Origin of the sequence: Streptomyces sp. NPDC051776, assembly GCF_040681345.1 — a bacterium.
Lineage (GTDB): Bacteria > Actinomycetota > Actinomycetes > Streptomycetales > Streptomycetaceae > Streptomyces.
In genome coordinates, this window is sequence record NZ_JBFAYQ010000001.1 from 1 (window position 1) to 19,383 (window position 19,383).

Annotated in this window: 19 protein-coding genes; 12 read left to right on the top strand and 7 right to left on the bottom strand. The window is 65.8% G+C overall.

Annotation, left to right across the window (positions count from 1 at the left end; all coding sequences use genetic code 11):
- Both AB0M26_RS00005 and AB0M26_RS00010 read left to right on the top strand, forming a co-directional pair.
- A partial coding sequence (locus AB0M26_RS00005) for a transposase (protein WP_365252925.1) occupies window positions 1-174 on the top strand: 174 nt, incomplete at its 5' end.
- Window positions 175-518: 344 nt separating this feature from the next.
- Window positions 519-1,859, top strand: a complete 1,341-nt coding sequence (locus AB0M26_RS00010; protein ID WP_365251910.1) for a hypothetical protein — start codon at window positions 519-521, stop codon at window positions 1,857-1,859.
- A 68-nt stretch (window positions 1,860-1,927) separates the two neighbouring features.
- Here AB0M26_RS00010 and AB0M26_RS00015 read toward each other — a convergent pair whose 3' ends face one another.
- The 4 genes from AB0M26_RS00015 to AB0M26_RS00030 are packed head-to-tail and all read right to left on the bottom strand — an operon-like array spanning window position 1,928 to window position 5,111.
- Window positions 1,928-2,641: a hypothetical protein gene (locus tag AB0M26_RS00015; RefSeq protein WP_365251912.1), complete on the bottom strand. Its 714-nt coding sequence runs from the start codon at window positions 2,639-2,641 to the stop codon at window positions 1,928-1,930.
- Window positions 2,642-2,670: 29 nt separating this feature from the next.
- Complete coding sequence (locus AB0M26_RS00020; protein ID WP_365251914.1) at window positions 2,671-3,534, bottom strand: hypothetical protein; 864 nt, start codon at window positions 3,532-3,534, stop codon at window positions 2,671-2,673.
- Between the two features lie 10 nt (window positions 3,535-3,544).
- Window positions 3,545-4,810 carry a putative T7SS-secreted protein gene (locus tag AB0M26_RS00025; RefSeq protein ID WP_365251917.1) on the bottom strand — a complete coding sequence of 422 codons (1,266 nt, stop codon included), beginning with the start codon at window positions 4,808-4,810 and terminating at the stop codon, window positions 3,545-3,547.
- A 1-nt stretch (window position 4,811) separates the two neighbouring features.
- Window positions 4,812-5,111 (bottom strand): hypothetical protein, encoded by a 300-nt coding sequence (locus AB0M26_RS00030; protein ID WP_365251920.1) that lies wholly within the window; start codon window positions 5,109-5,111, stop codon window positions 4,812-4,814.
- A 1,010-nt stretch (window positions 5,112-6,121) separates the two neighbouring features.
- Here AB0M26_RS00030 and AB0M26_RS00035 point away from each other — a divergent pair.
- The 7 genes from AB0M26_RS00035 to AB0M26_RS00065 all read left to right on the top strand — a co-directional run bounded on the left by AB0M26_RS00035 (window position 6,122) and on the right by AB0M26_RS00065 (window position 12,426).
- Window positions 6,122-6,775 carry a hypothetical protein gene (locus AB0M26_RS00035; RefSeq protein ID WP_365251923.1) on the top strand — a complete coding sequence of 218 codons (654 nt, stop codon included), beginning with the start codon at window positions 6,122-6,124 and terminating at the stop codon, window positions 6,773-6,775.
- Between the two features lie 718 nt (window positions 6,776-7,493).
- A complete protein-coding gene (locus tag AB0M26_RS00040) occupies window positions 7,494-8,129 on the top strand; it encodes a hypothetical protein (protein ID WP_365251926.1) in 636 nt (211 codons plus the stop codon).
- Complete coding sequence (locus AB0M26_RS00045; RefSeq protein WP_365251928.1) at window positions 8,129-9,178, top strand: hypothetical protein; 1,050 nt, start codon at window positions 8,129-8,131, stop codon at window positions 9,176-9,178. The genes AB0M26_RS00040 and AB0M26_RS00045 overlap by 1 nt, the downstream gene beginning before the upstream one ends.
- Window positions 9,179-9,421: 243 nt before the next feature.
- Window positions 9,422-10,057 (top strand): hypothetical protein, encoded by a 636-nt coding sequence (locus tag AB0M26_RS00050; RefSeq protein ID WP_365251931.1) that lies wholly within the window; start codon window positions 9,422-9,424, stop codon window positions 10,055-10,057.
- A 15-nt stretch (window positions 10,058-10,072) separates the two neighbouring features.
- Window positions 10,073-10,396, top strand: a complete 324-nt coding sequence (locus AB0M26_RS00055) for a hypothetical protein (RefSeq protein ID WP_365251934.1) — start codon at window positions 10,073-10,075, stop codon at window positions 10,394-10,396.
- Entirely contained in the window at window positions 10,393-11,823 is a 1,431-nt protein-coding gene (locus AB0M26_RS00060; protein WP_365251937.1) for a hypothetical protein, read from the top strand. Before AB0M26_RS00055 ends, AB0M26_RS00060 begins: the two co-directional genes overlap by 4 nt.
- 45 nt (window positions 11,824-11,868) lie before the next feature.
- Entirely contained in the window at window positions 11,869-12,426 is a 558-nt protein-coding gene (locus tag AB0M26_RS00065) for a hypothetical protein (RefSeq protein WP_365251940.1), read from the top strand.
- On the opposite strand, the gene AB0M26_RS00070 is transcribed toward AB0M26_RS00065, so the two are convergent.
- The 3 genes from AB0M26_RS00070 to AB0M26_RS00080 all read right to left on the bottom strand — a co-directional run bounded on the left by AB0M26_RS00070 (window position 12,415) and on the right by AB0M26_RS00080 (window position 15,830).
- Window positions 12,415-12,858 carry a hypothetical protein gene (locus AB0M26_RS00070; protein WP_365251943.1) on the bottom strand — a complete coding sequence of 148 codons (444 nt, stop codon included), beginning with the start codon at window positions 12,856-12,858 and terminating at the stop codon, window positions 12,415-12,417. The two genes, AB0M26_RS00065 and AB0M26_RS00070, sit on opposite strands and share 12 nt — an antisense overlap.
- 486 nt (window positions 12,859-13,344) lie before the next feature.
- Window positions 13,345-15,105, bottom strand: coding sequence for a hypothetical protein (locus tag AB0M26_RS00075; protein WP_365251946.1), 1,761 nt, complete (start codon window positions 15,103-15,105; stop codon window positions 13,345-13,347).
- Window positions 15,102-15,830 carry a hypothetical protein gene (locus AB0M26_RS00080; RefSeq protein WP_365251949.1) on the bottom strand — a complete coding sequence of 243 codons (729 nt, stop codon included), beginning with the start codon at window positions 15,828-15,830 and terminating at the stop codon, window positions 15,102-15,104. The genes AB0M26_RS00075 and AB0M26_RS00080 overlap by 4 nt, the downstream gene beginning before the upstream one ends.
- Before the next feature lie 384 nt (window positions 15,831-16,214).
- On the opposite strand from AB0M26_RS00080, the gene AB0M26_RS00085 reads away from it, so the two are divergent.
- The 3 genes from AB0M26_RS00085 to AB0M26_RS00095 are packed head-to-tail and all read left to right on the top strand — an operon-like array spanning window position 16,215 to window position 19,375.
- Window positions 16,215-16,829: a hypothetical protein gene (locus AB0M26_RS00085; protein WP_365251952.1), complete on the top strand. Its 615-nt coding sequence runs from the start codon at window positions 16,215-16,217 to the stop codon at window positions 16,827-16,829.
- Window positions 16,830-16,886: 57 nt separating this feature from the next.
- Window positions 16,887-18,002 (top strand): hypothetical protein, encoded by a 1,116-nt coding sequence (locus AB0M26_RS00090; protein ID WP_365251955.1) that lies wholly within the window; start codon window positions 16,887-16,889, stop codon window positions 18,000-18,002.
- A gap of 20 nt (window positions 18,003-18,022) precedes the next feature.
- Window positions 18,023-19,375 carry an ATPase, T2SS/T4P/T4SS family gene (locus AB0M26_RS00095; protein WP_365252928.1) on the top strand — a complete coding sequence of 451 codons (1,353 nt, stop codon included), beginning with the start codon at window positions 18,023-18,025 and terminating at the stop codon, window positions 19,373-19,375.
- Window positions 19,376-19,383 lie beyond the last annotated feature (8 nt).

Consider the following 19,383-nt stretch of genomic DNA (forward strand, 5'->3'; position numbering starts at 1 on the left):
GAGCTGACCACTGCCGAGCCGAAGAAGCTCCGCTACCGGCTGCTGCACGTCGCCGCCCGCCTCACCCGCGGCGGCCGCCGCCTGCGCTTGCGGATATCGGCGACCTGGCCCTGGAGAAACGAACTGGCCACGGCCTTCCATCGCCTCGCCGCACTGCCCCGTCCCGCCGACTGACCAGCAAACCCCTGACCGCCCACGACCCAAAGGACCTCGGAGAACCCGACCACCGCGCCGGGTCTCCACCATGTCCGAACACCGAAATCCTGTCGGCCACCCGACAGTTCCCCCCTCAACGACGCCTCATCACCCCAACCGAAACGGCGAGGTTAGCGGACGAAACGACCGGACGACTTCCGCGGCCTCCTGACCGGAAGGGAACGTCGTATTCGCCCGCATTCGCCGAGGCTTTCCGGCCTTGTCCAGGGGGTCGCGTCGACGAAGCCTTCCATGGGATGGATAGCGTCAGTTCGATCGCAACAACACTCGCCTGCCCCGGGGGACCTGTGAAGTTCCAATCCGTGTCGCATGCCGCCGCGCTTGTGGTGGCTGTATCCCTTCTTACGACGGCCTGCGTCGGCAACGACGACAAACCGAAGGCCGACGGCCGGATCGCGGATGCGGATGCTGAAGAGAGCGCTGCGAAGACGTCGCCGACACCGGGCGACGCGGACGCGACAGGACGCCCGGAGATCACCCTGCCTCGGGACATCACGGAGAAGTTCGACGGATGGAAGACCGGGGACCGTACGAGGGACGCGATTCTGGCCGACGCCGGACGCGCGCAATCGGCGGTCACTGACGCCGTTGTCAAAGGGGACCCGGAAGACCAGGCTCTGCACTTCTACTACCGGAAGGACGCCCTCACCGGCAGTCAGGACTGGGTGAAGACGATCGTTGACGACGGGCTCACGTTCACCGGCAGCGTCCGCTACTTCGCCCCTGATCTGAAGGTTTTCGACAGCACGTCCCGCCGGGCTGGCCTTCTGCGAAGACGAGAGCCGGGCGTTCAACAAGGACCGGAGCACGCACAAAGTCGACAGGACACCGACGACCGACAACTCCTACGTGCTGTAGAATACCCGTCTCGACAAGAGCAACCAGGGTGTCTGGCAGACCACCAGGCTCGTGTCGAAGAGAGGGCACAAGAATTGTCTGCGATGAACAGTTCGCCCATGACAACACCCTTGCCCTACCGGAGATCGCCAGTGAATCATCGCTCTGTGCCCGTTGCCGCCGCGTTTGCCGCGACCGCGGCCCTCCTGCTGACGGGCTGCGGCAGCGGCGACGAGCCGAAAGACAACGGCAAGGTCGCGGGCGCGGACGAGAGTGGTACGAAGAAGCCGGCTTCACCCAAGGGGGCTCCGACGGATGGCGTCAAGCGTCCCAGCATCAAGCTGCCCGGCGACGTCGAGAATGTCTTCGTGAACTGGAAGGCGGGCGATCCGGTCGAGAACGCGGTCCTGGCGGACGCCGGTCGACGGATCAACGCCACTGATGCCGCCATCGCGAGTGATGACGCGGAATCGAAGGCGATTCCCTTCTACTACAAGGGTGATGCCCTCTTGGGCGCCGCGGAGTGGATTCAGGGGTACAAGAACGACGGCCTGTCCATCACGGGAACGACACGCTACTTCAGCCCCAAGGTGACGAAGTACAGCAAGACGGCAGTCGGCCTCTTCTACTGTTCGGACGAAAGTAAGGCCTTCAACAAGGACCGTAAGACCAAGAAGGTGGACAAGTCGCCTGTGAACGACGACTCTTACGTCCTCTACAACACCCGGCTCGACAAGAACGAGCTCGGTGTCTGGCAGACCACCGTGCTCACCTCCGAGAGGGGAAGCAAGAAGTGCCTACGCTGACCGGCGGAGCCTTCTTACCCGGAACGTGCGGCACGGCATGTTGGCCGTGCGGGGTGACGGTCGAGTCCCTACGAGGGCTGTGCCGGCGAAAGCGTGAGAGCGGCGGGCGTAGCTCCAACGTCCTCCGCCGAAGCTGGATCCGGATCCGTGAAGGAAACCGTCTGCAGAATCGCCGTCGTCATGTCGCAGAACTCCCCCCAGTAGTCCATCGACGCGGTGTGCAGGGTGAAGATCGCTGTGTACGGCCCTGTAGGGAACGGGATGTGCACTTGGATTTGCCCCGTGAGGAGCTTGGACTCTTCGCCAGTGGCCGAGATGTCGGGGCTCACGACGATCTCACGGAGCGTAATGCACGAGACTGCCGGCCCACAGGGGAGATCCATCGGGCGGGCATCGTTGAGTGGATCGCTGCTGAGGACCGTCAGGATGCCTTCCGCGGCTGTGGCGGGGTCGGGTAGGTCGTTCTGCAAGGCGGCGACCGTGAAGGCGCATTGGGCTGCACCCTCCTCCTCGGTTGAGAAGAGGCCCACGGCCGAGTACGAGAGTCCACCGTCGACCAGGAACTCAGAGATGGCTGCGTAGTAGGGGGCTGCCGGGGTCCAAATGGACTCGTCACCCTGTGAGTACAGCCCACGTACAAAGTCGTGTGCGGAGGCTGAACGCTCCTCAGGGGTGGCGGCGAGAGGGAGACTGAAGAACCCCTCAGGGACGTCGAACCAGAGCGGCGGTATTTCGTCGGTTTCGTGGTTCTCGTTCGGTGCAACGGGCTTTGCGGTGGTCATGGAGTTCAATTCCGTTCGGGATGATTGCGTCAGAAGACCGGGTTCCCGCCGTCCGGTCCCATGACTTCTGACGTCGTAACGGCGCCCGTGGCGACTGTGATCTCCTCCGATGTCCTGATCTCAATGAGGTAGTTACCGCTGGGAAGACGGGTGATCACAGGGTCACCAATCGATGTCTTGCCGGCGTTGAAGGACTCCACCCTCTCGCGTTGCCCAGGCGTGAGGTCTTCAAGCTTGATCAACCTGAGGGGGCGAGCCAGATATTGGCAGATGTCCGCGCGACAGTTCGAGGTAAGGCGACACCAGGAACCATCTGTGAAGTCGATAGCGAAATCCCGCTGGGCAGGGCTGAAGTCCTTGGGTGTGACCCTGGTGATGTTGCCGACATCTGTTTCCCAGAGGTACTCGTCGTTCTCGACGTACTCTCGGTCCCGCAACCCTACGATCACAGCGCGATGGTCCGTGACGACTAGGTGGGTGCGATACCCGTCGCCGCGGCGCGCAGGGTCGAGCTGCCAGGGCAACGTACGGGCGAGCGTGCCCTGGGCGGCCCACATGACAGGAAAGTCCTCGACTTCATTCTCCGGATCCTGCGGACGCCCCAACGTCTTGATGTCAGGACCGACTCCACCACCTCCGGTGATGGCGGCGAGGAAGGCTGCGCCCAAGCTGCGTACGGCGGTTCTTCCTGCGCTTCGAGCTCCTCGGGAAACGGCGGACCTGACCGCGTACGCGGGCCCTTCCGGCCAGCCGGGAAGCTCGGACTGAATGTCGTTTCGGCCGGTGTCGCGGAACCACCTCATGCCGGATACGGCTGAAGCCGCCCCCGTCGCAAACATGATGGGTGTTCGGGAGAGGAAGGTCTCGTCAGGGTCGGGTTGCCAGATCGGCATGCTGCGAACCTCAGTGTGCGGAAGCGGACTCTTGGAATCGGTCGCCTGGGTTGACGGCGTCACCAACGTGCTGGGGGATCGTGACTACTTTGGGGGCAATCTTGAGTCCGGCGTCCAGAGCAATCGCCGATTGGGAAAACGGATCGAGGGACATCCTTCCTCCGGTCACCAGATTCAACCCCCTGCTTCCCACCCACTGTCCTTGGTGGTAACCCGCGTTGGCCACACCGGCCATGCGGGTCATAGCCCCACTGCTCTCATGTGCGATCTCGCCCATTTTGGACGTCTTTCCGCCGAGGACCACCTTGCCGCCGAGGTTGATCCCCCCGGTGACGTCGTCAGTCGTCTTGCCCACGGCGAAGAGCTTGCGGGCAGAATCGAGATTGGTGGACCTGAAACCCCTTCCGAACTTGCCTGCCGCCTTGGCCAGTTCCTCGCCTTGTTTCATGACCTTGATCCCCTTGCCGAACGCCCCGATGCCCGGGAGGAGCCCAATGGCGTCCAGGCCGATCGACATCCAACTCACGTCGGCACCGGCAGCCTTTGCGAGGCCATGTGACAGCAGAGCGAGACCGCCCGTGATCAGGGCGGCGGTGCCGAAGATTGCGGCGAGTGGAGGGAACGGGAGAGTCACAATCGCGAGGAACCCCAAGATGCCCGTCAGATCGCTCAGGAGGTCGCCGATCAGTGCGATGACATCGGCGTGGTCCTTGACCCATTCGACCGCATCCGCGACCTCGCCCATGATCTTGTCGAAGAGTCCCGGCTCATTCGGTGCGATGTCGCCAGCCTTGTCGAGTTCCTTGCATATGAGCGCTGCGGCATCGGCATAGCGCTTCTCGAGGTCATGGACCTTGCCCGTCACCTCGTCGACAGCCGCGGAAGCCTCCCCGGTTTCCTTGCCGCCGTTGCCGTCTTCATCCTTGGCCTTGGCGTCCGACAGGTCGCCGAGCTTCTCACCCGCCGCCTTCTCCAGCCGGTCGGCCTCGTCCTGGAAGTCCTCGAGCTCCCCGGCCCATCGGCGAAGCGCTCGCGCTGCCTTCTCGAAGGAGTCATGGCTCTTCTCGATGAGTGGTATGACGTCGTCCGAGAGATGGTCGCTGAACGCGACTGCGGTCTTGCCTTTCCAGCCGCCGGCTTCGATCTTTTTGAGCTCGCGCAAGGTCGTCCCGAGATCCGTGGCGAGCCCGCCGAGTTTCTTGGACAGCTCCCGGGTCTCCGATATGTCACCGGGGGTCGGGTCCCAGCCGATGTATGGGAAAGCAGGGCGGCCCACGTCATTTCCCCTTCTTCTTGGGCTTCATGGACTCCGCGAGCTCTTTGTCCAGATCGCTGAATGCTTGGTCGATCTTGTCGATCATCCTGACGGCGTCGTCCGCGTGCTTGCCGAGCTGCTTCATGCCGTACCCCCATTCGTCGGCGAAGTCGTGGAGATCTTCGACGAGTTTGCCCGCGCCGACGACCGAGCCGTCCGCATGGCGCAGCGCACGCCGAGCGTGGTCCATCCGGTCAGCAACAGTCGAGAGGGTCTTCCGCAGGTGCTCGAAGACGGTGCCTTCAAGCCGTAGATCGCTCATGTCGCCTTCCAGTCGGTCTGCGGTCGAATGCGCGGGCCGCAACGCCGTTGAGGGCTGGTGGGGACGCATCTGAGGCCGCGTCGGAGCCTAGTAGAACGGCGCTGCTCGATCACCTGGGTGGCTCGTCCGTCGTGTCGCATTCAGGTCAAGCCGCCGGGACGTTGTATGCCGTCAGGCTGGTAGCTTCGCCGGAAGGTTGTCATACACGGTGAAATCGAGGGGGAGGGGGCATCTGTGTCCCGCCGCGTCCGGACCGCCGCGGCAACGTTCGCTGCTGGTGTGCTCGTACCGACCGGATGTGGCGGGGGTGACGGTGCCGCGCCGGGTCATGCCGGGGACGAGGACAGGACCGCGTCGTCCGCTCCACCGACGGGGGCGTCGAGGGGTGCGGGACGCCCGGAAGCCACGCTGCCGAAGTCGTTCTAGATGACCCTTCGACGGATGGACGAGCGCCGACTCGAGGAAGCAGCCGTTGCGGGGCGACGGCAAGGAGCAGGTGCGTGCCGTTCACGCCGCCGTCATTGACGACGATCCCCAAGCGGACTATCTGGCCTTCTACAGCGGTGGTGCAGCGCTGACCGTTCCGACATCAAGGGGTACACCGACAAGAACCTCACGCTCATCGGCAAGGCTCGCGTCTTCGATCCCGAAGTGACCCTCCTCGGCAAGAACCGCGCCACGCCCTTCTACTGCCTGGATGAGAGCAAGGGGTTCACCAAGGACCGAAAGACCGGGATGCGGAGGGAACTCCCAAGAACATCAATCCGCATGTGTACTACAGGAAAAGCCTGATGAAGAGCCCGGGCGGCGTGTGGAAGACGCGATCGGTGGAGGGGAAGCGAGGGGATGCTGATCACAGGGGCCAGTGCGCCTCGAACAAGTCTGTTCGTCCCTATTCGTCTGGGCTCTCCGGTCCTGTCCATGCGATCGCGCCGGCCGGCCCAAGGATGCGATGAGTAGCGGCGACAGTTTCGCTTCATGACCACACATCGCCCCACTGGGAGTAGTCGGTGAACCATCGCTCTCTGCCCGTTGCCGCTGCCGCACTGACGGCGGCCGCGGCCCTGCTGCTGACGGCTTGCGGCGGCAGCGACGGCATGCCGAAAACCAATGACCGGGCGGCGGATGCGGAGCAGGGTGCTCAGAAAGCGTCGCCGACGGCCAGCCCATCTGGCTCCGCCGGGCGTCCAAAGATCGCTTTGCCGAGCGACGTCAAGGACGTCTTCGAGGGCTGGGAGACCGGCGATTCGGTGAAGGATCAGGTCCTAGCCGATGCCGCACGGGCACAGACTGCCACCAACTACGCCATCATCAAGGGCAATCCGGAAGATTCTGCCATGGCTTTCTACCGGCAGGGCGAAGCCCTCGTGGGGGGCAAGGACTGGGTTCAGTCCTTCGTGAAGGACCGGCTTTCGTACACGGGGACAGTCCGGTACTTCGCCCCTGATCTCACAATGTTCGACGACAGGTCAGCCAGCCTGGTGTTCTGTGTAGACGAGAGCAAGGCTTACAACAAGGACCTCAAGACCGGCGAGGTCGAGAAGACACCGGCCACTGACAACTCGTATGTCCTCTACGACACGCGACTCGAGAAGAACAAGGAGGGCGTCTGGCAAACGACGAGGCTTGTTTCACGACGAGGACACGACAAGTGTGCCCCGTAGGCGCGCGGTAGCGCCGGTGACGACGTACGGATGGACTGACGGCACAGGTCTCCGCCGTCGACATCCGGCTGGTAACTTCATCACGAACTCGAGTCCGATGACGGAGGAGACGGCAATCGTGGCACGTCGCCCCTGACCACCGCTGCCGCTCTTACTTGCCGGCCCTTTGGCGACTGCCTGCAGTAGCACGGAGGAGGATAGACCCGTCCGATACGGGGAATGATGCGCGCCAAGGTGCTGACTCGTCCGCCGCTGCGACGGAGCATGCGTTCGCGGAGGAGGGTCCCGAGATCAAGCTTCCCCCTTCCTCCCAGGCGAACTTCGAGGGATGGACGCACAGCGAGACGAAACTCCAGAACGTCCTGAATGATGGCAGATGGCGGCTACTGAGTTGATGAGAGCAAGGCGCATAGCAAGGACCTCAAGACCGAGAAAAAGGAGGGCACTCCGGAAGGGGGCAAGCCCAAGGGTGCAGTACCGCACTGCGCTCGGCAAGGACATCGAGGGCGTGCGGAAGACCAGGTCGGTGGAGACCGACCCCGGCGGGTAGTGATGGCCGGTTGAACACAGGAAAAGCAAGCGAGCGTTCCACTGGCTCGCTATCGAGCCCGTTTCGTGGTGTCCCGTTTCGCGATGAGCCCCGGGAGGTCTGACGGCGTCAGGCTGATAGCTTCGCTTGGAAGTTGTGACACGTACCGAACCGAGGGGGACGGCAACCGTGGCCCGTCGTATCCTGACAACCGCTGCCGCGTTCACTGCTGGTGCTGCGCTTGTGCTGACCGCCTGCGGCGATGGCGATGAGTCGCCGGAGAAGATCGAAGGTGCTGACAAGGGGACATCTGCCAGTCCCTCCGCGGACGCACCGGACTCCGTCAAGCGACCTGAGGTGAAGCTGCCGAAATCCTTCGCGCTGGACTTCCGGGGCTGGACGAGCAGCGATCCCATCGAACAGGCTGTTCTCAACGACGGCAAGGAGCAGGTGCGCGCGGGGTATGCCGCCATCATCGCGAACGACCCTGGTTCCACGGCACTCGCTTTCTACGACACGAAGACCGGTCTGGCGCAGGACCGCGAGTGGATCAAGACGTATACGGACAAGGACCTCACCGTCATCGGCAAGGCGCCGGTGTACAACGCCAAAGCCACTGTCGTGGGTGAGAAGAAGAGGGCAGCGTCCCTCTCCTATTGCATGGACGAGAGCAAGGCGTACTCGAAGAACCGCAAGACCGGCAAGGTCGAAGGCACTCCTGCGGGTACCAACTCCAAGGTGCTCTACACGACCACGCTGAAGCAGAGCGAACAGGGCGTCTGGCAGACGGTGTCCGTCGACTCCAAGAGGGGCGGTTGCTCCTGATGCACGTGATGCGGATCGTGCCGTTGTCCGTGTGTGTGTCGGCGGCGGCACTCCTTCTCGCTTCGGCACCTGCCCTTGCCATCGGGGGCGGCGGGACGAAGGGCGGCTCGGACGGCAAGGGAAACATCGCCGCCTCCGCCACGCAGTCCCGGATCGTGGTCAAGCAGAAGAGTGGTGCGACCGACGGCGAGAAGGGCAACCTGGCACCGGTCGACACGAATTGGGAGCCACCGGTCTGCTGGTACGAGCCGGTCTTCTCACCCGGACAACTCAAGGCATTCGTCGACAAGACCGACGGCCATGGCGACGTGGGCATCCACGAATCCTGGTATGGCAAGGGGCTCTGGACGGACCACTACAAGGACGGTAAGGCCAGCAGCAACCTGGACGACGAATGGTCGAAGGCTCCGGGGTACAAGAACTACAACATCGGCAAGGACGGCTATTTCTGGCGCAGTGTTGCGCCGGATGACAGCCACCCTGACTCCTGGGACTGCGGCAGGATCATGTTCTGGCAGAACGCCGGTGAGGTCCCTGATGTCCCGCACGCCCCCACGCCGAAGACTCTCGCGGGGTACGCCTACGACAAGATCCGCGTGCCTGACACCGAGGTCGAGCTGAATCCCGAGACCAAGTCGACCGTCAACCTGCCCACGTGGGTGTGGCTGGACAAGGGCACATTCAAGAACGTCAAAGTCCGTGCAGAATTGCCCAACACCGGGCTGTGGGCCGAGACGACCGCCAAGCCCGTAAGTCTCAACCTGGATCCCGGGACCGAGGACGCCAAGCTGCACCCGGCCTCCGGTCAGTGCAAGATCAATGACGACGGCAGCATCGGGACGCCGTACACCAAGGGCAAGGCCAAGGAGGCCCCGCCCTGCGGGATCACGTACCTGCGGGCGAGCGACGAGCCGTACAAGCTCAACGCTTCCGTGACGTGGGAGATCTCCTGGGAGGGCTCGGGCGGGGCCAGCGGCGATCTGCCGGACGGCACCTTTGAGACCGATAAGGACATGACCGTCCAGGAAGTCCAGGCGATCAACCGCTGACGGTTCGGGTATCGCGCAACGGGAGTTGGGGCCGACGCATGGGTCCCGGCTCCCGTGCGTTCCGCGGGCGCCACCGACCCTTTCGCCCCCGCATGACCGACAGGTCACTTCTGTGGCCCATGTGTGGCCGAAAACATTCCCGTAGAGTGGCTCGTCCAGCGGCCGCGCCCCCCACCGCGTCAGGCGGCCACTGTTCCATGGATCGCATCTACGGGCCGTCCGCAGGCGGTGCGGAGGCTACTCATGACACGTCGGCCGGACGACTCCGCAGAGGCCGCCCGCGCAGGCATACGCCCCCGGGGCAGGGGCTTCGGGCTGCTCACGCCACAGGACTGGTACCGCATCCCGCTGCACCCGCCCCAGCGGCGCGAGGCGTCCGTGAAGGCCCTCATCGAGCGGCAGTTCAAGGGCGTCGACGATCAGCCCATCCTGCGACGCGAGTCCGAGGAGACGCTGCACGGCGTCGCGGAGGCCGGCGTGGAGAAGGGCGGGGTGGTCCTGTACCTCTCCTTCATGGAGGTGGGCGGCGTACCGCTGTCCGCCTCGCTCCTGGTCTCCGTCGTCGCGGAGCGCTTCCGCGCGATCGACACCGTCGCCGCACTCGCCAGGGAAGGCCTGGGCGAGGTGGAGCCCGTGAAGCTGCCCGCGGGGCCCGCCGCACGGCGGCGGCGTACGGAGCGGAGCAAGGAATCCCGTCGCATGGGAACGGAGTTCGCCGATACCGTCGTCGAATACTTCGTGCCCGTGCCGGACCGCGACGAGACGCTGATGCTCACCTTCAGCACGCCGCTGGAGCCGATCGCGGACGCCATGGCCGAGCTGTTCGACGCCGTCGCGGGGACGCTCCGCTGGCCGAATGATGACAACGAGGATGAATAGGAACGGGGGAGCGGCGTGGGCGACAAGCTGAAAGTCAACACCGAGGACCTGCGCACGGCGGGCGGTGGACTCCGCACCGTGGCCACGGAGTTCGAGGGCCTCGACAAGCTCATGGAGACGTACGACCGCCAAACCGTCGGCCATGACCTGCTCCAGGAGCGGCTGCAGGACTTCTCCGACGGCTGGAACGACAACCGCACCAAGATGATCGAGGAGATCAAGGGCCTTGGTGAGGCCGCCCAGAAGGCGGGCGAGGCCTACGAAGAGATTGATACGCAGCTGACGAACGCCCTCCTGGGCAAAGGCAAGAACGGCAAGGGGAAGGGAGGAGAGAAGTGAGCAGGCCCGCCGACTGGAAGTGGGAGCCGCTGGGCGAGAGCTCCGACCCCGTACCCGGAGACGTCTACGACCTCAAGTCGCTCGCGACGCGCTTCACCAAGACCGCCGAGACCATCTCCAAGTCCGCCGCCGCGCTGCGCCGCATCGGCGATCTCAAGAGCTGGGACTCCGATGCCGGCAAGGAGTTCGCCGAAAAGGCGAAGGAGACCGCGCACACCGTCAGCAAGGCGCACAAGCGATACGACGAGGCGGGCAAGGCGCTCAAGGAGTACTGGACCGATCTCGAGGAGATCCAGCGCGAGGCCGACCGGCTGCTGGAGCAGGCCGAGACCGCCGCGGGCGATGTGACCTCTGCGCAGCGGAAGGCGGACAACCCGCCGGAGGGGACGGACGACAAGGGCCAGAAGGACCTCGACGACAAGGTCGAGACGGCCCAGGGCCACCTTGCCGAGCTGCGTTCGCAGCTCGGCAAGCTGAAGACCCGCCACGGAAACGCGGGGAAGAAGGCCGCCGACCGGATCCACGAGGTGACCGAGAACGACGACCTCAACGACTCCTGGCTGGACGAGCTGCGTGATGCCCTCAACGCAATCGCCAACATCGCAGGAGCGATCGCCGCGGTCTGTGGCATCCTCTCGCTACTCGTCGGCTGGATACCCGTCATCGGCCAGGCCCTGGCGGGCATCCTCGGAACGATCGCCCTCGTGGCTACGGCCGTCTCGCTCATCTGTCACCTGCTGCTGTTCATCAACGGCGACGCCGAGTGGACGGACCTTGCGATGGACGTCCTTGGCTTGGCCACCTTCGGGATCGGGCGCGTCTTCTCCAGTGCTTCCAAGCTGGCCGCGACCCTGGGCCGTAGCCGGGTGTGGGACGCGGCGAACCGCTTCGTACGGACGACAGCACCGCACCTGAACTCCGCACAGCGCCGTATGCGTGTGATCGAAATGGTAGGCAGGCGAGCAGGCGCACGGAGCTGGGACGCTGCCCGCCCCGATGTGTCGTTCGGAGCGGCTTTCAAGGGGCTACGCGGGGGGTTTGCAGACGATCTTGCCACCATCCGAAATAATTGGCGCGAGATCTACAATTTCAGTGGCCAGGGTGAGGCGATCAAGCAGGCATGGCAATCTGGCGGGCTGCGGGGAATCGGTAGCATGTACACCGGACCGGGTATGGTGGATGAATTGGGGAAGATGAAGGCCATCAGCTCCGAGACACTGGCGAGGATTGGAGCCCCGGATGCTTTTCGGCAGAGCGCGGCGTACAGCGGGTTTTCAATGGGGGCAATGGCGGTTGGCGGTTTTTCGGATTCGTTCAGTGCGGTAAAGGCCTCTCTGGATGCTTCGGGATCGGTCGTGGATGAATTTCTACTTGGTCGCTCCGGTCTTGATGTCACCGGATCCGATAGTGCTCTCACAAGAGGGTAGTTGGCGTTGAGTGGGGCAGAGGGGAAGGCCTGGGGCGCATGCACGGTGGCCCTACCCGAGCCGGACCAGTGGTTGATGCTGGATCTGGCCCGTGACAAGTCAGATGCTTGGGCGCTCGAATTGGCACGTCGGCATCTCGGCGAGGGTGCTGCGGACACCCTCCGTCACGCGCTCGCTGGCTACTTGACGCAGGCAGCTGAGACAGCCCTGTCCAATGGGGCAATGTCTGCGGCTGTCCTGGCGCCGGTCGGCGGGCCGCCCGTGGCTTTTCTGCAAGTCCGTGAGATGCGCATACCTGTCGAGTCCTGGCAGGTGGAAGCACTGAGGGCCGAAGCCGAATTGATCGAGGGGCCCTTTTTCAGAGAGCCGCAGACTTCTTCAGTGGATCTGCCCCTGGGCCCTGCCATGCGAGTGCATCGCGTGGAACCGATTGATCCGGACAGCGATTCAACGGGTGTTCTCGAAGGCGTGGCACACTATGTCTTGCCCAGCCAATGTCCGGGAGTCGCGATCGAGTTGGTGATGATCTGGCACACCCCTGGTTTGGGAGGTGTCCTCGAAGAGATGGCGGACAGGATTGCAGCCTCAGCGCTACTGACGTGACTTCGGGAGTAGGCGCCCGAGGCGAGAATCCTGAAACCGGTCCGATGTTGTCAGAATGCCCGCAGGGATCCAACTCAGGCCGATCAGTGGAATGGCGATAGCAATCGTCGCTGTCATCGGTAGAATCCATCCCAGTTGCGCTACAATCAGCGAGATGACTGCCAAGTAGGCCGTAATCATACCTACGCCGATCAGGCGCCAGGCGGCTTGTGAAGGCGTTGCCCGATCCCCGCGGGAGTCCGGTTTGACGACGGACAACAGAATCACGGGAACCAGGATCCCCGCCAACCCTCCGGCGGCAAGGCCCCCAACCACAGTGGCCCCACGCCCGTCTTCGGGCAGGACAGGCGAAAGAGGGCCTTTGCTGGCAGTGGCCATGATCCACATACCGCTGATGGCTCCTGCAGCCATGGCCGCGACGATCACGATCATGGCCAGAGCGAAGCCGAGCTTCCCCCATGTTGACATCTGCTGCTGGTCAGAGGCCGGAGACGGCTGGGCCATGGTGTATGCGTGTCCTCTGCCTGGGATGCGGGTTCGCTGAGAATAGCCTCCGAACGGTTCCCGGCCCAAGGGGTACTTTTGGCGCCACTCGCGGCCTTCTGTGGCGCTCCGAGATGGCGCTGGGCACGGTGCGACCGTTCTCCCTGAAGCTCGGCAGACTTTCGCCCATGGGCCCCTCGAATCTGCGCAGTGCCCAACGGTCTGAAGGCAGGTCGTCCGCTCAGGTCTCCGCGAGTGCCCACGGCGGGACGGTCCTTCACCACCACGTCCTCGTCGTCCGCGGACAACCGGTACGGAAGGGCCGGCTTCTGGGGAGGGCCGTCCGGGCCGGCTCCGTTCGTCCATGTCACCCTCCACGTCAGGGACGCCTTGAACGGGTACGTGCATACGGAGGCTAGACGCTCTCCGGCATGCTCAGTCCACTTGGTCCCGCCGCGGCTGCGGCAGGGAGACGTGGAACCATCCCCTGAGCCGGGTCCGCCTCGACAGCACGATCAGCGCGGCGACGACCGCCGGTACCGAGGCCAGCCCCACCAGAGCGGCAGGCAGGAACCAGCCGAGCTGCGCGACACTCAACGCCACGGCGAAGATCAACGCGCTGAGGCGTGCCCAGCGCGCCGCGTTGAGGAGCAGTTCCCGGCGCTGCTCCCGCCGCGACGGGTCCACCTCGGCAGCCCCGCAGAGGGCAAGGGCGAACGATGCCCCCAGTGCCCCGCCCCAGCCGGCGCCCGGCCAGAACATCGCGTACGCACCTTGCTTCGGTACCGCCAGCGTGGCACTGATCATTCCGCCGAACAACCCGGCCATGCCCAGCACACCGAGCGCCACCCTGCCGATCTGTCCCCTGATGAGTCCGGCCGCTTCCCCGCCTTCCGCCTGCCGCCGTACGAAGACGGCTCCGGAGCACGCGTACACGGCCGGTACGCCGAGCACCAAGGTGAGTGCCGCGCCGAACAGGCCGCCGCTCCTGCCCCTTCCGCCGTGCGCGGGGAACGCGTCGGCCACGTACCACGCGGCGACAGCCACCAGCAGGCCGATGGCCCAGTACAGGACGAGGAGGGTCCAGCCCGTGCCGATCCGCGCGCGTCGATAGAGTGCCACCGCTGTCTGCAGAAGGCCCGCGAGCGGCACGGTGATCAGATACCAGCCGATGATGATGCCTTCGAGTGCCCGGCCGCGGTCGGACACCGCCTCGAAGAGTGCCGGGGAAGCCCCGAGACCGAACGACTCGGGGGAGTTGGCGGCGAGAATCGTCAGCACGAGGCCAACGACGGCTGCCACGGTGGCAGCGACGCGGCGCAGCAGCTTGCTGTGCGGGGCGGACCACTCCACGGCGTCCTTGCTCAGCCGCACACCGGGAGCCCTGGCCGCGGCGCGCCCCACGAGGTACTGACGTACGGCCCAGAGCACCACGGCGGCCAGTCCGGTGAAGGCCGACGCGCCGAAGATCCCCAGCAATACACCGGGGACGAAATCGCCGGAGAAGGGGCCGGGCAGTGCGTCCTCCTCGACCGGGTCGGGCGCGGAGAGCGGTTCGTAGGGGACCGAACCGGGCGGCCCGGAGGGGGACTTGGCGAGGTACGACACCAGCTTGTCCAGACGTTCGGCCAGCTTCGGATCGTTCGCCGGGGCGTCGTAGTCGGGGCCGGTGATGCTGTCGGGGACGGCCTCCAGATACGCGGTGTCCAGCCGCGCCCCGTAGTTGGCGAGTTCGATGTCGCCCTCGACCGGGTCGGCGATCACGTAGAGGCCGTCCCGCCCCAAGGCCTTGTGCAGGCTGTGGGCGAAAAGCAGGCTGTCGCCCGCCGACTCGTCCTCGTAGGCCGAGGGAACTGCGGCCAGGTGGACCGGCACGTCGAGTGCTTCGATGCGATCGCGGAGCGCGGAGCGCTCGCGGTGTTCGAAGGGGTCGGGGCTCTCGGGGTCGGTGTAGATCGGTGCGTGACGCAGCCCCTCGGCGACCCGGTCGAGGCGAGAGGTCATGTCCGCGGCCGTGGGCGGGGTGCTGTCGGTCGATGTGGTGTCGTCGAACCGCCAGTGCGCGGCCAGGGCGAAGAGGACGGCTGTGAGAGCGGCCACGGTCAACAGCACGGCGGGGAACCGGCCGCTGCCGGAACCCGGCCGTGGGGGGGAGGCCGGAGGCGTGTCCCCGTGTGTGCGAAGTTCACTGCTCATGCGCGGTCTTCCCTTCCCGCCACCCGAAGGGTCCGGCGCCAGTGCCGTATATAGGGGATGAGGGTCAGGAGCAGTACTGGTACTCCGGCAACGGCAATGCCTGTGAGGAGGCTCTGGTTCTTCCGTTCGCTCGGGGACGGGTGGAGCGGATCGGGTTCCCGTCCCGACGCGTGATCGAACTCGACCCGAGCTGTCTCGTAACGCTGATGGGCCTGACCGGAGTCGAGGATCTCGACGAATCGCCGGAAGCCGCGTTGGGCGCTCGCGTCGGAGGGCAACTCATAGGTGACGGCGTATGCGGCGTCCCGCACCTCCCGAGCGGAGTGAGCGACACCGTAGGGCCGTGCCGCGCCCACGCTGGTCTCATCGAGCAACACGTACACGCCGTCCCGGCCGAGACGTGCGTGCACGGCGTCCAGCAGCGCCTCCTGAGTCCCCCGGACCGTACCGCCGGGCAGGGCCAGGACGTAGACGGGCGCATCGAGTCGCTTCGCCGTTTCCGCGATTGCCGGTGCGGCGGAGCGTGGAAGTTGGCGGGGCATCTGGTCGCTGACGTAAACGGAATTTCGTCCGAGTTGCCGGGCGAAATATGTCACCTGGGAGGGGTCCGGTCCGGAGGTGTCCGCGGCGGCATTACCGGAGTTGGCGGGTACGGAGATGGCCGCCGCTATGAAGGTGGCTGCGGCCAGGGCGGTTCGAGTGCGTATCGGTCTCCAGACCCTCACATTGCCCCCGTGAACGTGTTGTGCCTTCAAGCGGTCGTCAGAGGATCATGGCATGAGCACGAAGGCCGCTTCCTCTCCGTTGTTTGCGTTCCGATAACGACCTTGGTGCCGGTTGTCCACAGATGGCGACTCGCCTTGAGGCGCTTATGTGCTGCTGATACGGTGCGATGACTTGACAGCCTCACTCCGCAGTGCAATTCGCGCCGGGTGAGGCTGGTTTGGCGTGGATGCCCGAATGTTGTCAGAGTTACGGGGACGGGTGACGTGAAGGTCCAGGAGCGTGCGGGGGCGGGGAGTCACAGGGCTTCGGGGGCCGGTCAGCCGGTGGGGGACAGGCTCCCCACGGCGCCCCGTGAGCGCAAGCCGGCGCTTGCCGCACTTGCCGTGCTTCTCATTCTCATCGGCGCGCTGGGCACCACTGTTCTGGTGCTGCGCGCGGGAGAACGCGTTGAAGTTGTGAAGATTACGGAACCAGTGCCCGCCGGCAAGCGCGTTCCGGCGAGCGCGATCGAGTCCGTGATGGTCGCGAAGGATTCCGGCGTTCAATACGTGACCTGGGATCAGCGTGATCTGCTCAACACCGACTACTGGGCCGCGACCGATCTCACCGAGGGTTCGCTGCTCGTCGGCTCGATGCTGACCGGTAAGTCGGACATTTCCGACGGGAAGGCGCTCGTCGGCCTCAACCTCAAGGACGGCCAGTACCCGGCCGGGCTCAAGGCCGGTGACACCGTGGCCCTGTACCGGGTCGGCAGCGACGCCGCCAAGTCCGGCTCCGGCAACTCCGACTCCACCGACTCCGGCAGCACCGGCGACAACAACCTGCTCGTGCAGAACGCACGGGTCAGCGAAGTCGCCTCCGCCGACGGCGGTGAGACCATCAGTAGCGGCGACCTCCCCGTGTCCGTGCTCGTCAGCCAGGACGAGGCGCAGCTCGTGACGCCCGCGGCCTCCGTCCAGGAAGTCGCTGTCGTACGGGTGCCGAAGAGCGCCAACTGACAAGGGCACCGGGGGATTGCGCCCTCCGGCGCAGCTAGGGGACAGGGACAAAAGGACATGGCGCTCATCGCTCTCGCCGCCGACAAAGGTTCGCCAGGAGTCACCACGACAGCCGTCGCGCTCTCCGCGGTCTGGCCGCGTCGCGTGCTGCTGGCGGAGGCGGACCAGGCGGGCGGGGACCTCGTGTACCGCAGTGCCGCCGCACACGGTGGACCGCTCGACCCGAACATCGGCATGCTCTCCGTGGCCGCCACGGCACGCCGCGGTCTGGTCGCGGAGCAGCTCTGGGACCACGCCCAGCCCATGTCGGGCGGGCTCGACGTCCTGGTCGGGCTGGGCAGTTCGGAGCAGGCCGCCGGTCTCTCCGGGCTCTGGCCGACTCTCGGCCGGGCGTTCACCGGGCTCGCCGACTCCGCGCAGGGCGCCGCTGACGTGGTGGCCGACTGCGGCCGTATCGGCCCGGACTCGGCCGCGATCGAGATGTTCGGACACGCGGCCCTTGTGCTGCTGATCGCCCGTACGGAGCCGGAGCACCTGGCCCGCATAAGGGACCGGGCCGCCGCGCTGTCGGCCAAGCTGCACGGTTCGCACCGCGGCGCCGCCCAGCTCGGGCTCCCGCTGATCGGCGTACTGCTCATCGCGGACGCGGGCAACACCCGTATCGCGGGGCAGGTCAACGACATGCTGGTGGCGGCGCAGGCGGGCGCGCGCGTCGTCGGCACCATCGCGTACGACCCCACGGGGGCCGACCAGTTGGCGGGCCGCAAGCGCGGCAGGCTGGAGAAGTCGCTGCTGATCCGCTCCGCCCGCAAGGTGGTGGGCGATCTGCACCAGCAGTTCGGCGCCGCATGGTCCGGGCCGTCGCCCATGGCGGCGGGCGGCCGGGGCGGCATGCCCACAGGCGTGCAAACTCAGGGGCATGCGGCTCAGGGTCACACGGCTCAAGGCCACGCGGCTCAGGGGCACCCGACCCAGGGCCAGGCGCAGGGCGTCGCCCACGGTGGTCATGCCGGTCAGGGCCAGGCTCACGCTGGTCAGGGCCAGGCTCATGCCGGTCAGGGCCAGGCTCATGCCGGTCAGGGCCAGCCCCACGCCGGTCAGCACATGCCCCGCGGCGGATACGGCACCACCTTGCCGCCGGGCGGCGGCGGTCCCGCGGGTGAGCCGCGATGAGCGCCGGCACGGGGCAGACCATGGGGCGGGGCCGCAACCTCGGCGGCTCCGGCGGACAGCAGTCCCGCAGCGAGGTCGACCACTCCCTCGTCAAGCGGTTTCGGCAGGAGGCCGGTGACCGCATCGCCGAGCAGCGCCGCATGGACCAGGCGTCCGGCGTCGCCCCCATGTCGACCGAGGACGAGCGCCAGTACGCCCGCGCCGTCATAGCCCAGATCCTGGAGGACTACGCCCGCTCCGAGATCAACCACGGGCGAACCCCGCTGGACGCGGAGACCGAGGAGGCGTACGCCGCGGCCGTGCACGCCGCGCTCTTCGGCGTCGGCCGCCTCCAGCCGCTGCTCGACGACCCCGAGGTCGAGAACATCGACATCAACGGGTGCGACCAGGTCTTCGTCGGCTATGCCGACGGCCGCGAGGTACACGGTTCGCCCGTCGCAGAGACCGACGAGGAGCTCATCGAGCTGATTCAGGTGCTCGGTGCCTACTCCGGCCTGTCCTCCCGCCCGTTCGACTCGGCCAACCCGCAGCTCGACCTCCGCCTGCCGGACGGTTCGCGTCTGTCGGCCGTCATGGACGTCACGCGGCGCCCGGCGCTCTCCATCCGCCGCGCGCGCATGGGCAAGGTCTTCATGTCCGACCTCGTGGGCAACGGCACGCTCACGCCCGAGGTCGGCAACTTCCTGGCCTGCGCCGTACGGGCCCGCAAGAACGTGATGATCGCGGGCGCCACGAACGCAGGCAAGACCACGCTGCTGCGTGCGCTCGCCAACGAGATCCCGCCGCACGAGCGTCTCATCACCGTCGAGCGTGCACTCGAGCTCGGCCTGGACACCTTCCGGGACCTGCACCCGAACGTCGTCGCGTTCGAGGAGCGGTTGCCCAACTCCGAGGGCCAGGGCGCGATCACCATGGCCGAGCTCGTACGGCGTTCCCTCCGTATGAACCCCTCGCGCGTCATCGTCGGTGAGGTCCTCGGCGACGAGATCGTCACCATGCTCAACGCGATGTCGCAGGGCAACGACGGCTCGCTGTCCACGATCCACGCCAACAGCTCCAGCGAGGTCTTCAACCGCATCTCGACCTACGCGCTCCAGGCGAACGAGCGGCTGCCCATCGAGGCCAGCCAGATGCTCATCGCCGGCGCCATCAACTTCGTCGTCTTCATCGAGCGCCGCAACAACTACCAGAGCGGCGGGCGGCTGCGCCGTACCGTCAGCTCCATCCGCGAGGTCAACGGCGTGGACGGCCGCGTGCTGTCCAGCGAGGTGTTCGCCGAGATGCCCGACGGGCGGGTCGTACCGCACGCGCCCATCACCTGCCTCGATGAACTGACCGTCCACGGCTACCGGCCGACAGGGACCTGGGGGTGACCTGAGCC

Bases quoted from the DNA above. Each gene is read 5' to 3' on its own strand.
- AB0M26_RS00015 (WP_365251912.1), bottom strand. From the start codon at position 2,641: ATGACCACCGCAAAGCCCGTTGCACCGAACGAGAACCACGAAACCGAC.
- AB0M26_RS00020 (WP_365251914.1), bottom strand. From the start codon at position 3,534: ATGCCGATCTGGCAACCCGACCCTGACGAGACCTTCCTCTCCCGAACA.
- AB0M26_RS00030 (WP_365251920.1), bottom strand. From the start codon at position 5,111: ATGAGCGATCTACGGCTTGAAGGCACCGTCTTCGAGCACCTGCGGAAG.
- AB0M26_RS00045 (WP_365251928.1), top strand. From the start codon at position 8,129: ATGCACGTGATGCGGATCGTGCCGTTGTCCGTGTGTGTGTCGGCGGCG.
- AB0M26_RS00050 (WP_365251931.1), top strand. From the start codon at position 9,422: ATGACACGTCGGCCGGACGACTCCGCAGAGGCCGCCCGCGCAGGCATA.
- AB0M26_RS00070 (WP_365251943.1), bottom strand. From the start codon at position 12,858: ATGATCGTGATCGTCGCGGCCATGGCTGCAGGAGCCATCAGCGGTATG.
- AB0M26_RS00075 (WP_365251946.1), bottom strand. From the start codon at position 15,105: ATGAGCAGTGAACTTCGCACACACGGGGACACGCCTCCGGCCTCCCCC.
- AB0M26_RS00090 (WP_365251955.1), top strand. From the start codon at position 16,887: ATGGCGCTCATCGCTCTCGCCGCCGACAAAGGTTCGCCAGGAGTCACC.
- AB0M26_RS00095 (WP_365252928.1), top strand. From the start codon at position 18,023: ATGGGGCGGGGCCGCAACCTCGGCGGCTCCGGCGGACAGCAGTCCCGC.